The sequence below is a fragment of the Xylophilus sp. genome (assembly GCA_009914555.1).
GTDB lineage: Bacteria > Pseudomonadota > Gammaproteobacteria > Burkholderiales > Burkholderiaceae_C > WNDY01.
In genome coordinates this window covers 1-14,383 of record WNDY01000081.1, presented here as the reverse complement: position 1 = coordinate 14,383, position 14,383 = coordinate 1, and the positions used below count along the sequence as shown (strand labels likewise).

General features: G+C 50.1%; 10 protein-coding genes and 3 pseudogenes. 3 read left to right on the top strand and 10 right to left on the bottom strand.

The features are described from left to right. From GAK38_RS21625 to GAK38_RS21580, 10 genes and pseudogenes are all read right to left on the bottom strand, one after another. Positions 1-508 (bottom strand): transposase (locus GAK38_RS21625; RefSeq protein WP_325346994.1); only part of this gene is annotated, 508 nt, incomplete at its 3' end. 101 nt (positions 509-609) lie between these two features. Beyond that, positions 610-1,598: pseudogene (locus GAK38_RS21620) on the bottom strand (ABC transporter permease). A 91-nt stretch (positions 1,599-1,689) separates the two neighbouring features. Further along, a pseudogene (locus tag GAK38_RS21615) lies at positions 1,690-3,069 on the bottom strand (ABC transporter substrate-binding protein). Between the two features lie 486 nt (positions 3,070-3,555). Next, on the bottom strand, positions 3,556-5,043 hold the full coding sequence (locus GAK38_RS21610; RefSeq protein ID WP_325346993.1) for a sugar ABC transporter ATP-binding protein: 1,488 nt from the start codon (positions 5,041-5,043) through the stop codon (positions 3,556-3,558). After that, a complete protein-coding gene (locus GAK38_RS21605; RefSeq protein ID WP_325346992.1) occupies positions 5,040-6,113 on the bottom strand; it encodes a strictosidine synthase in 1,074 nt (357 codons plus the stop codon). Before GAK38_RS21605 ends, GAK38_RS21610 begins: the two co-directional genes overlap by 4 nt. Then, the gene (locus GAK38_RS21600; RefSeq protein ID WP_325346991.1) at positions 6,110-8,233 is read right to left on the bottom strand and encodes an ABC transporter permease; all 2,124 of its coding nucleotides are present in this window, start codon (positions 8,231-8,233) and stop codon (positions 6,110-6,112) included. The genes GAK38_RS21605 and GAK38_RS21600 overlap by 4 nt, the downstream gene beginning before the upstream one ends. Positions 8,234-8,362: 129 nt before the next feature. After that, the gene (locus GAK38_RS21595) at positions 8,363-9,391 is read right to left on the bottom strand and encodes a sugar ABC transporter substrate-binding protein (RefSeq protein ID WP_325346990.1); all 1,029 of its coding nucleotides are present in this window, start codon (positions 9,389-9,391) and stop codon (positions 8,363-8,365) included. A 51-nt stretch (positions 9,392-9,442) separates the two neighbouring features. Continuing rightward, a complete protein-coding gene (locus GAK38_RS21590) occupies positions 9,443-10,429 on the bottom strand; it encodes an ABC transporter permease (RefSeq protein WP_325346995.1) in 987 nt (328 codons plus the stop codon). Positions 10,430-10,676: 247 nt separating this feature from the next. Further along, on the bottom strand, positions 10,677-11,087 hold the full coding sequence (locus GAK38_RS21585) for a carboxymuconolactone decarboxylase family protein (RefSeq protein ID WP_325346989.1): 411 nt from the start codon (positions 11,085-11,087) through the stop codon (positions 10,677-10,679). Between the two features lie 134 nt (positions 11,088-11,221). Then, a complete protein-coding gene (locus GAK38_RS21580) occupies positions 11,222-11,827 on the bottom strand; it encodes a nitroreductase family protein (RefSeq protein WP_325346988.1) in 606 nt (201 codons plus the stop codon). A 515-nt stretch (positions 11,828-12,342) separates the two neighbouring features. Here GAK38_RS21580 and GAK38_RS21575 point away from each other — a divergent pair. The 3 genes and pseudogenes from GAK38_RS21575 to GAK38_RS21565 all read left to right on the top strand — a co-directional run. Continuing rightward, positions 12,343-13,263 (top strand): annotated as a pseudogene (locus GAK38_RS21575) (sulfurtransferase). A gap of 294 nt (positions 13,264-13,557) precedes the next feature. Continuing rightward, on the top strand, positions 13,558-14,136 hold the full coding sequence (locus GAK38_RS21570; RefSeq protein WP_325346987.1) for a YeeE/YedE thiosulfate transporter family protein: 579 nt from the start codon (positions 13,558-13,560) through the stop codon (positions 14,134-14,136). Positions 14,137-14,187: 51 nt separating this feature from the next. Continuing rightward, a partial coding sequence (locus GAK38_RS21565) for a helix-turn-helix domain-containing protein (protein ID WP_325346986.1) occupies positions 14,188-14,383 on the top strand: 196 nt, incomplete at its 3' end.

The following is a 14,383-nucleotide window of genomic DNA, read 5'->3' as shown; positions in this document are numbered from 1 at the left end:
ATGGTGATTCGCCCGAGCCGTTCTTCGGCTTGAAGCTCTTGATCGACGCCCAGGCTTCGATCAGCGTGCCATCGACAGAGAAGTGGTCCGTTGACAGCAGCCGCTTTACCTTGGGCTGCGAAAGGATCGCACCCAGGAACTTCGCGGCGATGTCGCCTTCCAGCAGCCGGTCGCGGTTCTTCGAAAACACCGAATGGTCCCAAGCTGGATCGTCAATGCCAATGTCGACGAACCAGCGGAATAGAAGGTCGTATTCCAACCGCTCCATCAAAAGTCGCTCAGAGCGGATTGAATAGAAGGCTTGCAGAAGCATGGCGCGCAGAAGCTTTTCAAGCGCGATCGATGGCCGCCCGATCGGCGAATAGAGCGCTGCGAACTCCCGTTCCAGCAAAACGAGCGCGTCGTTCACGATCTGCCGGATTGCCCGCAGCGGATGATCACGACGAACACGATCCTCCAGATCGACATAACTGAAGAGTTGACCTGTCCTCACATCGCCGCCACGCATCCATCAACTCCCAATCTCCACAAAGCCAATGAATCACGACCAAAGTCTTCACGCCAGGCCTTTTTCAACAGCCTGCTAAAGAAAAAGGCGTATCAGTCACGTTACGCTCCCGTCTTGATACGGTCGAAACGAAGACGGGGATCGACAGCAAAATAAAGAATATCAACCACGAGATTGATGCTCACAAAAAGCAAAGAGATAAAGACCAGATATGCGACCATAACCGGCACATCGACGGCCTGTACGGAGTTGATAAAGAGTGAACCCACGCCCGGCCATTGAAAGACCGTCTCTGTCACAATAGCAAAGGCGATGACTGATCCCAGTTGCAATCCGACCACCGTAATCACCGGGACAAGGGTATTTTTCAACGCGTGTCCGAAATAGATACTGCGGCTGGAAAGACCGCGCGCTTTTGCAAAGCGAATATAATCCTGCCGCAAAACATCGAGCATTTCCGACCGGATAAGCCGCATTAAAAGCGTTGTCTGAAACAGGGACAAGGTTATTGCAGGCAGTATCAATGAACGCAGCCCTGATGTCGTCAGAAAGCCCGTCGTCCACCAGTTACCGAGCTCAATAACCTGCCCTCGCCCAAAAGATGGCAACCAGCCCAGCTCGACAGAAAACAAGTAGATCAGCCCCACCCCGATCAGGAATGTTGGCAGTGATACGCCGATCAACGACGATGTCACATGATGAAAGCAGTCAGACGCGTTTTGGGGCGTAATGCAGCATAGACACCCAAAATGCCACCCCCGATAAGCGCGATGAGTGACGAGGTAATTGCCAGTTCAATCGTCGCGGGCAGTTTCTCTATAATCATCCGGCTGACGGGTTCCTGCTGTTTGTATGAAAGGCCAAAGTCACCCACCAGACCACGCTGTATGAACGACAAGAATTGCAGATAAACCGGCTTGTTCAATCCAAGACGTTCTTTCAGCTCCTGTCGTTCTTCCAGACGTGTTTCCTGACTGGCAATGGATTCCAGCGGATCGCCCACAAAGCGAATGACGGTGAATGCGATCAAGGCCACGGTCAGCATGACACCTGCAGATTGAAAAATACGCCTGATGATGAAACTGGTCATATATTTAGCCTGAATTCTACCGCCACCGCGTCGCAAATATTCATCATAATGCTCCGCCCCCGCATGCGAGGGCGTTAGCTGCAAATGCGTACTACTTATTGATCGTTGCCTGTCCGATCTTGGGCGAATTATCCGGCTGATGTTCAAGGTTAAACTTGTCACGCACGGCCCACGCTCCCACCTGATTGTGAAGTGGCAGGTATAGATGCTCCGATTTCACCAGATTCCATAATTCGTCGATGGTTGCATCACGCTTGGCTGGATCTATTTCAGCGCCTAGTGACTCGATTTTCTGATCAACCTCTGCATTCGAGTAACCAGTTGCATTATAGGCCCCATAACGGCCCTGTTTTGTGTGCACCAGATCGTTAAAGTTATAAGCGCTGTCGAATGTTGGCACACCCCAACCGAAAAGATAGAAATCTGTCTTCTGATCAACAATTAACGGGGAATGTTGTGCATAGGGACGCGATGCCAGATTTACCTTTACGCCTATGCGTCCAAGAAACCCGACAACTGCCTGCGCGATTGCTTCATCATTGACATAGCGATTGTTCGGGGTGTCGAGAGTAATCGTAAAGCCCTGCGGATACCCCGCCTCACTCAAAAGCGCTTTTGCTTTCTCAACATCGGGCTTTGAATAGGCGTCGAGTTCCTGCGTCCAGCCATGAACAAATGGCGGAACGATGATACCGGTTGGCACAGAATTACCACGAAGAACAACCGTCTTAATTGCATCGCGGTCTATTGCGAGATCAAAAGCTTCGCGCACCCTCACATCACTAAGCGGATTTTTATCCTTGATGTCAGACGACGCCAGCGGTGCATCGTCAACCCGATAGCCAAGGAAAATGGAACGGTTTTCAGGGCCAACAGAGACTTAAATACCCGGCGTATTTCTCAGCCGTTCGATATCCTGGACGGGCACTTCATGCAGAAAATCCACCTCGCCTGAAAGAAGCGCTGCAACGCGTGTCGCATTATCGGCAATCGGTGTGTAGACAATTTCTGTTATTTCAGGCTTCTTCTCCGCCCAATATGCCGGATTTGCATCAAGCACAGTGCGAACCCCGACTTCGCGGGATTTCAGTGTATATGGACCTGTGCCGTTGGTGTTTCGTACAGCGTAATTATCCTTGCCTGCCGCAATATCCTGAACGTCTTTGACGTCATGTTTTTCCGCCCATTCTTTATCCAAAATGTAAGTTCCGGTCAGATTGTTGGGATAAATCGCATTGGGTGCACGCAGCTTTACCTCGACCGTGTTGTCATCAACAGCCGTCACCTTTTCCACATCAGCATGAAGCTGACGGAGATTGGATTTATCTGAACGCGCCCGATCAAGCGTAAAAACAACATCGTCGGCAGTAAAATCCGCACCGTCGTGGAATTTGACATCCTTGCGCAGTTTAAAGACCCAGGTGGTCGGATCCCCCTCTTTTAAACTCCACTCAGTCGCCAGACGTGGCACTAGCTTTCCCTCGGCATCACGCCATACAAGGCTTTCGTAAATGTGATTGAGAATTGCGTGCGTTACACCATCATTCTGCGCATGAGGGTCAAGCGTGAGTGCATCAGCCGCTCTGGTCCAACGCAATGTCTCAGCATTACTTAATTGCGTCGAGGAAGCAATAATCAATGTCGCTGCTACGAGGCTTAGTATATTTGATTGCAATTGGAGACCCTCTCACCAATGAAAAACTAGTTAGAGTTTTTCACATGAAAGGGACTTGACGCACGCATCAATTAACTAAAATTTTTGGTACGATAAAAATATTCTTCTTAAAATTACCTATCTAAACTACTGCGAAAATCTCAAAGATGCCCCAAGGTCATCTCTATTCGCATCATAGAAAACGCATTACTGAACGGATAAGCCCCAAATATAATTATTCGCCAATAGAGGGCACCACCATATTCATTGAATAGAGAATACCCTATCTGCCGAGATAGCTAATCAGTGCACAGCAGCATACATGATGTCTTTCTCAGTGACCGTCAGCGGTGAGAATTCCTCAACGATGCGTCCCTGGCGGCAGACCAGAATTCGATCTGAAAGAGCCAGAATTTCAGGAAGATACGAGGAGATAACGATAACAGCCAGTCCCTGATCTGCTAGACCTTCAATCAGGCTGTGAATTTCAGCAATCGCGCCCACATCAACGCCTCGCGTCGGCTCATCGAAAATAATGAGTTTGGGCTTCTGCACAAGCGCCTTGCTGATGACAACCTTTTGCTGATTGCCGCCTGAAAGTTCAATAACCTGTGCCTTTGAATCAATACTTCTGATGGCGAGCTTACTTCTCCATGCGTCGGCGAGTGCCCTCATTTCCTTATAGCTGACAACAGGCAGCCGCTCCAAACCAGCAGCCAGAAGTCCGGCATAAAGGTTTTCAGCGATAGACATAGTCTCAAAGAAACCGTCAACTTTACGGTCTTCGGTGACATAAACAATCCCGTCCCGCACGGCCTCGCGCGGCGTTGTGTAGCGCACGGGCTGTCCACGATATTCAATAGTTCCGCCACGCAGAAAATTGCGTTTGAAAACTCCGGCGATGATCTTCGCCGTCTCTGTTCTGCCAGAACCAACAAGCCCAAAAATACCAGTCGCCTGCCCCTCGAAAACTGAGAACGATGTATTGCGCACCATCGCTCCCATAGACACATCTTCGACAGAAAGGATGCGTGGACCAGCAGAACGAATAGCTCTGCGGGGCTGGGAACCATCGACAGAAGCACGGCCGATCATCGCCTGAACGATCTTCGCCTGATCCAGATGAGCCGTTTTTTCTGTCATCACCTTTTCACCGTCACGCATGATGGTGATGCGGTCTGATATAAGCAGAGCTTCTTCGAGAGCATGACTGATGAAAACGATGGTTACGCCGCGTTTTTTCAACCGCCTGACAAGTGCGAAGAAATGCTTGCGTTCTTCAGGTGTCAGAGTAGCCGTTGGTTCATCAAAAATAATGATTTTCGCGTTTAGCCGCACTGCGCGCGCGGTCTCCACCATCTGGCGTTTTGCAGCACCAAGCGTCGAAACATTGGCTGTGGGATCTACAGTAAAATTCAGCGATTGCAGAAATTGTTGTGCCGCAATGGTAATGCCGCGCAAGCGGTTGAATGCTTTCTCATCGCCAAGATAGAGATTTTGAGCGACAGTCATCGAGGGCACAAGGCTCGTTTCCTGAAAGACCATAGCGATACCATGTTGCAAGGCATCTGCAGGACCAGAAAACCTGATTTCGTTTCCGTTCAGAATAAGCTTACCAGAACTCGGTTCCACAACACCGGCAAGCAATTTGCTGAGCGTTGATTTTCCCGCTCCATTTTCACCCAATAGTGCGTGCACCTCACCCTGGTCCAGGTCGAAATCAACCGCATTAACGGCGATATTCCCGTGATAAGACTTCGTAATCGCTTTGGTTTCCAGTAGAACTGTCATTGCCCATCGCCTTTACCAAGCTCGACAATCAGATCAGCTCCTTTGACCGTTGCAAGCACCGACGAGCCTGTATCCAGTATCGACGTTAATCCGTGACGGTTACCATCAGAGCGGCTATGGAAACTTTCCTCCGGCAGGCATTGACTATCGAGCCGCACCGCCAGGCCGTATGAACGCGAAGGCGCCCAGGGTTTGTGAACTCCCATCGTACGCACGGATCCGCACTGCAATGGCGCAAGAAAGTCAGAGCCGGAAGACAGTGCAGGCGCAATCCAGTATTCGCGGTCAATCGTTGCGAGCATATCGCGACGGAAAGCCTTCTCCTGTAAGACAAACTCGATCAGTCGATTTCGGGGTGCGAAAACTGACAGCCAGAAACCGCCATTGCGCGCAGGGGACAGTCTGCCCGGATAACCCGGAATTCTGGTCAGAACCGGCATTATACCCTTTGTGGCATCTATGCGAATAATGCGGTGTGCAAAAGCCTCACTAACGTAAATCGAGCCATCACGGTCAACCTGAACAGCCGATGGCCATGCAAGCCTCTCTGCCAGAAGAGTTGCTTTTCCGGAAACAATATCAAGCCTCCACACAGACCCGGTCGCCTGTTTGTTCATGAGTGCGACAACCCAGTCAGACGGCGCATATGTGGCAGAGCCCACTGTCACAACGATGGTCGTTGCGTCGATTACTGATACAGCCGTTGGACAATGAAGGACGTGGGGACCAAGACGGTCGAAGGCCTTACCGTCATGTGTGCCACCGTGGACAAGCAGTTTTCCGTTATCGAGCGCAACAATCAGAGCGTCATCGGAAAGCACCGCCAGCGCGGAAATATCGGCATCGTAGTTGGCGATCTTCTCCGTTGTCGCGCCAGTGATTTTGAACACCGAAGCACCGGACGAAAAAACAGGCTTGCCCGACCAATGAACGAGATTATCTGGCGCTTCATGCGAATGAAGGACCGGGGCATCATCCAGCGCAGTATTTGGTTTGTAGGCACCATCATAGGGTGGGATCGTAATGGCCTTGCCCCGGAACGGATCAAGAAGGCGGTCAATGAAACTCATTTTGCCTCTCCCCAATAGGAATTCCAGCCCGTCCAGTCAGGATCAGCTCCGTCAATTCGGATACGGCCAATCCGGTTATTGAGGATACCGCCAATATAGAGAAAGCCTTTGTGCTCGCGCATGGACGTCACCATAGGGTGACTTGCGCCACCAAGATCGCCCAAGGTTGCAACGATGGTGCCGGATTCATCAAATTTCACGACGCCGCCCGTGTTAATATTGGGAAACAGCCACTCATCCTGCGGAAGACGCCGGGTCATGCGTTTGCGCATACCGGGATTTCGTAACGCAAGATCGAAACTTGGTGTACGCATCCCCAGCCACGCCATCCAGTAAGTGCCATCGGAAGCACGGTTGATATTATCAGGATAACCCGGCATGTCGCGGATAACGGTTTCAAGTGTGCTAGCCTTTGGACCCTCGATCCAATAGCGGTGAACGGAGCAGGCCCACGACTCTGCCAATAGCAACGACTGGCCGTCATGGGCTATGCAAACGCCATTGGCATAGCGGAGATTTTTAAGGACCGTCCGTGTTTTGCCAGTTTTTGGATCATACACCAACAAACGTCCGGTGGGGCGGCTCTCAATTGAGTCCAAAGCCCAGTCATGCGCATCATAACGTGTTGTTGAATCCGTAAACCAGACCCGACCATGACGGTCGATGTCGCAATCATTAGGATCACGCAATCGCGCATCGTCGATGACAGAAAAAAGGGAACGGCTTGTCTCCGTAGATAATTCTCTGACCGTGCCATTCTGTGCAACAGAGTACAGGCCCATCGCGCCTACGCAGGATTTGATTGATCCGTCACGGTCGATCGCAAGCCCCAGCGGGAAGCCGCCAATATGCGCAAATATTTCCGAGCGTTTATAATCCGGAGCGAAATAGCGCACGATTTCGCCATGCCGGGTGCCCGCATATAAGTTATCGTCGCGATCCAGAACCACATCTTCCGGACCTTCGACCTCACCAATACCGATAGCTTCAGCATTCGCCAGTGAATTGTTGAGCGCGTAAGGTGTGCCTGACCCGGGAACCGCCGACAAAGCAGTCTGCATTCGGTGATGCACGGGTGCCACATAAACCTCAGACACGACCTTATGTCGGTTTTTTAGCCAACGAACATCAAACACGATTGCGATTGCCAGTAACAATCCAAGGATCATCTGATTGGTGCCCGTTCCCGCGCCCATACGGATCAATCCGTTATTGATAAGCAGGACGGCGACAGCACCCATAAAGCCCTTGGCAATAGAACCACGCCCGCCGCCAAGACTGTTTCCCCCAACAACGGCAGCGGTCAAAGCCAGTAATTCCAGCCCAAGACCGGTCCCCGGCCCAACCCCGGACAAACGTGCAGCAAAAAGATAGCCCGCTATGCCACACGCAGCCCCGCATACAACATAAGTCAGGAAGACAGTTCGCCGCACCGGAATGCCGATATTGAATGCGGAACGACGAGCACCACCAACGGCACTGATATGCCAGCCAATGCGCGAACGTGTGATAATCAGATGTGCGAGCGCCGTGAATAGCACGGCAATCAGAGCACTCACAGGCAGGCCCCATAAGGTACCCATACCCATCCAGACAAAGCTATCAGAATAGACGGCAGAACTTTGGATTTGTTTGCCGTAGTGAATGATCAGGATATCATAGATCGAACGACCGATAATGAGCGTAACAAGTGTTGTGAGAAATGCGCGCAGACGCAGATAGCCAATGAGAAAGCCATTGAATGCGCCAAACAATGCTCCCACACCGACCGCAGCAATAAAAGCCAGCCAGCCAGGTCCTTCCCCGATATAAATAACGGAGAGTGTGGCAAAGGCTGCGAGGGCAAAAATGGAACCAACTGACAGATCAATTCCGCCACCGATGATAACCACCGTAAGCCCGATTACAACGATTAGAAACTCACCCAGCTGCCGGGATGTATCAAGGAGACTGCCTGCGGTAAAAAAGCCCGGAACAAGCACACCGAAAATGCCGATGACGGCGATAAGAAAGACAAACGGAACCAGATTATCAGCCCAGTTTTTAACAAGAATTTCCCCAGCGAGATGATCCGGGATTCTGTTATATCGAAACCGCGCTAGCGCTTCTCTCATTTTCATTCGATGTTTCCGGCTTCCGAAAGGCAAGGCCTGTTATCCAGTCCCCGCCGCTGCTAGAGCGGGGAAGCATAAGCAAAAATGGGACAGCACAGCGCTCTAAAGGAGGCCATGCTGTCCCAAGTAGTAGCTCTAAGTCTTCGCTGCTTCTATTGCTTTCTGGCTCCAGCAGACGCCGGGTGTCAGATCAGCTTTCGTACGCGCGCGTTCGAGCGTGTAAAGGTAGCGTGCCTTATCGCCAGGCTTTTCATCGCCCTGCAACAGAAGCTTGATCGCAGTCACAACGTCGTGCGACTGACGAACCAGCTCACTGGTCACGATAGCGCCGAAAGTACCATCTTCCAGCAGATTGCAGTCGATCTGTTCGCCACCACCGGTGGTCACCAGAAATACCTTATCTTTAAGACCTGCATCACGAATGGCCGCAGCGGTTCCCTGCGCGGTTGCGTCCCAGAAATCGATAATGCCGCAAACATCAGGATTTTGCTGTAGCAGTGTTGTGGCTGTATTACGCGCGGTTGTCGGATCCCAGTTGGAATCCGGCTGACCAACGACCTTGAATTCTGGGTTCTTCTCAAGAACAGCCTGCACACCAGCCCATTGATCCAGGCTTGATGCATTAACCTGATCGCCCTGTATCACGCCGATCTTCTTGCTGGTATTCGGTCCACATCCTTTGATAACCGCTTCTGTTTCGAGCTCTCCAAGCTTCTTCCAGTCCGAACCGGCGAAAACGTCAGACGCAAAATTGGATGGGTTATCGAGCTGGATAACAAAAATGCCGGCATCCTGTGCCCGCTTATAAAGGCGGCTATAGGAATTGATATCCGGAGATTGTACAATCAGCACATCAGGCTTGTTCGCAGAAGAAATCAGATCGGTGATTGCCTGCGCACCGGCATCCACGCTCCAGTTCGGATCGCGTGTTTCCCATATGCCACCGAAAGCCTTGACCTCTTCACCAATAAAATGGTTCCAGCCCTGAGCAAGATCGAAGCCCATTGTCATTGGCACGAGCACAACGCGCTTGCCTTTAAGCGCATTCTCATAAGCAGCAGGTCCGGGATTCCCTGCATCCTGCGCCGAGCTCGTAAAAGCGCCTACAGCAAACACCATAGTCGCGGACAGAGCGGCGAGCAAACCACGCTTCCATAACTTCATTTTCCAACCCTCTTTTCGGTGGACCGCCAAGCGCGCCCTTAGTTACAAATGTCAGATATCGCCCTGCTGACTGGTCTGTTCGTCGCGTGGATTTAGACGCCCATCAAGAATGATTGCAGCCAGCAAAATTGTTGCTTTGATCAAGTTTTGATAGATATTGGGCAAGTCGAGAATGGTCATGCCGTTGAGCAAAATGCCGATTAGCAAAGCCCCAACCAGAACATTGCGCATCCCGCCTTTTCCGCCGGAAAGCCCTATGCCGCCAATCACCACCACCAGAATGACATCATAGAGCAGCGTTGAATTCACAATGCGGGTGTTCATGCTTTGCAGGCTGACAGCCGTAGCGACGCCTGCAACCCACGCCAGTAAAGCACTGACAACATATTTCAGCAGCGTCAGCGGACGCACGCCGATACCCATGGTCCGCGCCGCCTGATAATTATCGCCCATCAGATAAAGAAACCGTCCGGGCTTCGTATATCGAAGAAACAGCCAGCCTATGACCAGCATTCCAAGAAAAAGCAGCACATCCAGCGGAAGCCCCACCAGCCGCTCCTGACCCAGAGAGAGCAGCGCCAACGCATCCTGCGGAATAGAAATCACATCCTGCGTCAATATTTGAGAACGAACAAAGCCGAAAACAAAAGCGCTCGTGGCGAGCGTCGCAAAAAGCGCTGGGACACTGGCATAGGCAACGAGAAAACCGTTGACCAGGCCAATAGTAACAACGGCCAGAAAAACAACAGAGCTTGCCGCCAGCAAGTTCCAGCCATGATGCAACAATTCAAGTTGCAGCGCCGTCGCTATCACCATCACAGCCACCATGGATAAATCGATACCACGACCGATAACCACCAGCCCCATACCTATAGCAAGAATGCCGAGCACTGAAATGCTGCGTATAATGGCGATAAGATTTCCCGGCGTCCTGAAACCATCAAGGCTCACGGCAAAGCCTGCAAACAATGCCACGGCCAGGATCAGAACAATTTTTTCCTGACTAACAGAGTTGAAAAAGCCAGATGACCGCGACACTTCAGGCAACCTTTCACATGCTGAAACAGTCGTTTCAGGCCGTTAGTCGGCACCCTATCGGGCTGCAACAATCGCGGTAATTGAAACGCTTTCCGTATCATCAATAGCCGCTCTCTGTCGTTGCTTGCAGGCAGCCTTTTCTATCTTAAAGTCAAAATGAGAAAAATTTTTCGCCAAATGGCACCCTACGGGAAACAGGTCTTAAACCATGTCTACTGCCAAAGAACCAATGCAGAGCTTATTTGCCTCAGCTGGTCACATCAAACTCAGGATCAACAGGAATAGACAAAGCAGTGAGAATCCGATTGGTCTCTGATGCCATCCCAATAACAGCAAGAAGATCGCCATACTGGGCATCCGTCATGCCCTTAGCGCGGGCGGCGGCCGTGTGAGAATGAATCCAATAATTGCAACCACTGGCAACCGACACAGCAATATAGATCAGCTCTTTTGTAAGCGTATCGAGTGCCGACGGCTCTACCATCACCTCTTTCAGACTTTGCCACGTCCGTTCGAGGGTGCGAGGATCGTTCGCCAGTCCTCGCCAGAAATTATTTATAAAGTCCGATCCCCGCACGGCCTTTATATCATCGAATACGGCTTTAACGCGTGGTGATTTCTCCGCATCCCCGTCGTTCCAGAGCTTCACTGTCGTCATGTTCATCACCTTGAATTTCTAAAAGCGCTGGCAAACGTTATAGCAAACCAACAACGCCAACCAAAATAGGAATGTAGCGTCGGAAACAGCAAATCAGGGCGGAGTCACCGCCCTAATGAGTAGGACAAAATTGATCAGATATTGCCTGCGATTTTGAAGCGCAACGCATCGTCAATAAAGCTCTTTTCGCCCGGTTCACTCTCATTAGAGCCGAACGGCAATTGGGCGCGCAGCTTCCAATTTTGTGGAATATCCCATTGCTCTGCAACCGCAGTGTCGATCACCGGATTATAATGTTGCAGGCTCGCACCAACACCTACGTTCGCTAAAGCAGTCCAGACTGAGAATTGCGCCATGCCTGATGATTGCTCAGAAAATTCAGGAAATTTTTCCGCATAGAGCTTATAGGTTTCCTGCAGATCACGAACAACCTGCTGATCTTCATAAAAAAGAACCGTCCCTGCTCCTGATGCAAATTTCTTGAGTTTCGCTTCAGTTGATTCAAAAGCATCTTGAGGTACGAGAGGACGCAACGCTGCCTTCACAAGCTCCCAGAACTGAACGCTTTCGGAGCCATAAAGAATAACAATTCGCGAGCTTTGAGAATTAAAGGTGCTAGGTGCATGGCGCGCAGCCTCCTGAATTATGCCTGTTATGTCGGTCTGAGACAACTCTAGGTTCCGACCAATATTATACTGGCTTCGACGGCGGCGAATTTGATCGATAAAGTCATGGACCATCACAGGTCTCTTTACAGTTGAACAGGGTTTTGGTTTCGGGCAATTGCTGGATTGATAGTCGAAGGTGATAAAATTGACAGGTTCGCGCATCTCGCGCAAAGTCACGAGGCGGTGATTTATGCCATTTCTCGAGAAATTATTTCCATCATATGCGGTTCAGACAACCATATTATAATACAAAACGTGCAAAGTGGAATAACGCGTAACTACTGACGGTTTTGAATCCTGAAGTGACTTAACTTGCGACTTACCACCAAGATTTGCAACACAAAACTGCATAGAGGCTACTAATGTGTTCGGGCCGGCCTGAGAATATCTTCAGTATAGGTGGAACATACATACGCGTTTCAAATGACAAGTGAATTTTATGTGTATTAAAATCTAATTTAAAAATAGGCTTATGAATAGAAATTAATATTTTTCGAAATTATTTATAATGGAACAATATGCCTTAATATCATTTTTAATGTAATTAAAATTATCTCCGGGAATTGTCAATATTGGAGATATTTCTGGTGGTGAATTTAAAGTCGCTATTATGGGGTGCCGTTGTTGCAATTACCTTTGCTGGTTCCGCATCGGCATCTGATGCACTGGTTAAAGCCGATTGGTTGCAGGATAATCTCAAAAATCCGAATGTTCGTGTTTTTGAGGTGAGCGTTGATACAGGTGTCTATGAGCGCGGAAATATCCCTGGTGCAGCTCATCTGAACTGGCACACCGACCTTGTCGATCCGGAAAAGCGCGATATCACCACACGTGAATCTTTTGAAAAACTCCTTCGTGAAGCAGGCGTCAATAAGGATACAACCATTGTTCTTTATGGCGACAACAATAACTGGTTCGCGGCTTGGGGTGCATGGATATTTGAAGTTTACGGCCTTGGTGATCAGGTGAAATTGCTTGATGGCGGACGCAAACTTTGGGAGGCAAAAGGCCTGCCGCTGGATACGATAGCGCCCGATTATGCGGATTCAGCTATTGAACTTCCGGAACGCGATAATTCTGTCCGAGCGCGTTTTGTAGACGTGGTTTCGGTTGCCGAAGGCTAAGGTGATGCCAAGCTTGTCGATATTCGCTCGGCTGACGAATATTCAGGAAAGATATTTGCACCGGAAGGCGTGAAAGAACTCTCAGTTCGTGCAGGACATATTCCGGGAGCGGTCAACGTCCCCTGGGGTAAAATCGTCAATGAAGATGGTACCTTTAAATCGCCTGAAGAGATTAAGGTGATTTATGCCGAACAGGGCATTGATGGTTCAAAGCCCGTTATTACCTATTACCGCATTGGAGAACGTTCGAGCCATACATGGTTCGCGCTTAAAAAAATCCTCGGTTACGATGTCCGCAACTATGATGGCTCGTGGACCGAATATGGGAATGCTGTAGGCGTGCTGGTTACCAATCTCGCGGGCACTGTCTGGACCGGCAAGTAATCACGGTTCAACAGATATTAATGCTTAGCAATGAACGAAGTTTTAGAGCTTCGTCCATTAGGCTTATTAACTGATTGGTTTTCGCATGCGCCTAGCACTCTCCCGAATGAGCGCAGTTTGTATCCTTGCAGCACTGGTTCTTTGGAGTATTTTTCTGGCAAGCGATGCGCCCGGCAGAGCGCTGTCATTTTCTTTGTTGGCTGGATGCGCATTTGGAATTGTACTGCAAAGAGGACGTTTCTGCTTTCTATGTAATTTGCGCGATTTTGTAGAGTACCGCGATCCGCAGGCATTTTGTCTATCATCATAGCACTGGCTGGCGGGATCGTTCTCTATCAGATCGTCTTGGGAGCGTGGGTTCCCGTGCCACAGCCAGACCGTTTGCCGCCCGGTGCGCATATCGGACCTGTCGGGGTCGTGCTTGTCTTTGCTTCACTGGTTTTCGGGCTCGGCATGGCTATATCAGGATCATGCCTATCGGCTCATTTCTATCGACTTGGCGAGGGCGCTTTCGGTTCTATCGCAGCACTTATCGGCGCGGGCATTGGTTTTTTGATTGGCTTTCTGACGTGGAACAGCCTCTATACATTGTCAGTCTATAGTGACCCATCGATCTGGTTGCCCGGCGTTTTTGGCTATGCTTTTACGACGATTATTGCTTTGGTTGTCTTGGCTGCTATCGCAGTATTTATTCTTAAGCGCTCAAAAAATGACGGCAGCAATCGTGGTAGCGAAGCGATTATCTGCAACGCGGAAGCCATTTTTGTAAAGCGCTGGCCACCCATTATAACAGGACTGCTCGTTGCAACCTTCAGTGCGTTCGCATATTTGCGCGTTGCCCCACTCGGTGTCACTGGGTGGGTTCTAGTTTGAAGTGCGACTTGCAAATGATAACAATGAGTTATCCAATGCAAGGAACCTGTCATGGACCGTACCTATTCGCATATTGATTTGGATGAACGTCGCAGAATAGCCCGCTGGCGCACTGCAAATCTTTCCGTCGACGTTATTGCTGAGAAGCTTGGAAGGCATCGCTCGACCATTTTTCGTGAACTGAACCGCAATCAGTTTACCGATGATGAGATCAAGGATTTAAACGGCTACTATTGTACGATAGCTG

What these genes read in the sequence shown, in the direction of transcription:
- GAK38_RS21605 (WP_325346992.1), bottom strand. Translation starts at nt 6,113, where the DNA reads ATGAGTTTCATTGACCGCCTTCTTGATCCGTTCCGGGGCAAGGCCATT.
- GAK38_RS21595 (WP_325346990.1), bottom strand. Translation starts at nt 9,391, where the DNA reads ATGAAGTTATGGAAGCGTGGTTTGCTCGCCGCTCTGTCCGCGACTATG.
- GAK38_RS21610 (WP_325346993.1), bottom strand. Translation starts at nt 5,043, where the DNA reads ATGACAGTTCTACTGGAAACCAAAGCGATTACGAAGTCTTATCACGGG.
- GAK38_RS21580 (WP_325346988.1), bottom strand. Translation starts at nt 11,827, where the DNA reads ATGGTCCATGACTTTATCGATCAAATTCGCCGCCGTCGAAGCCAGTAT.
- GAK38_RS21600 (WP_325346991.1), bottom strand. Translation starts at nt 8,233, where the DNA reads ATGAAAATGAGAGAAGCGCTAGCGCGGTTTCGATATAACAGAATCCCG.
- GAK38_RS21585 (WP_325346989.1), bottom strand. Translation starts at nt 11,087, where the DNA reads ATGACGACAGTGAAGCTCTGGAACGACGGGGATGCGGAGAAATCACCA.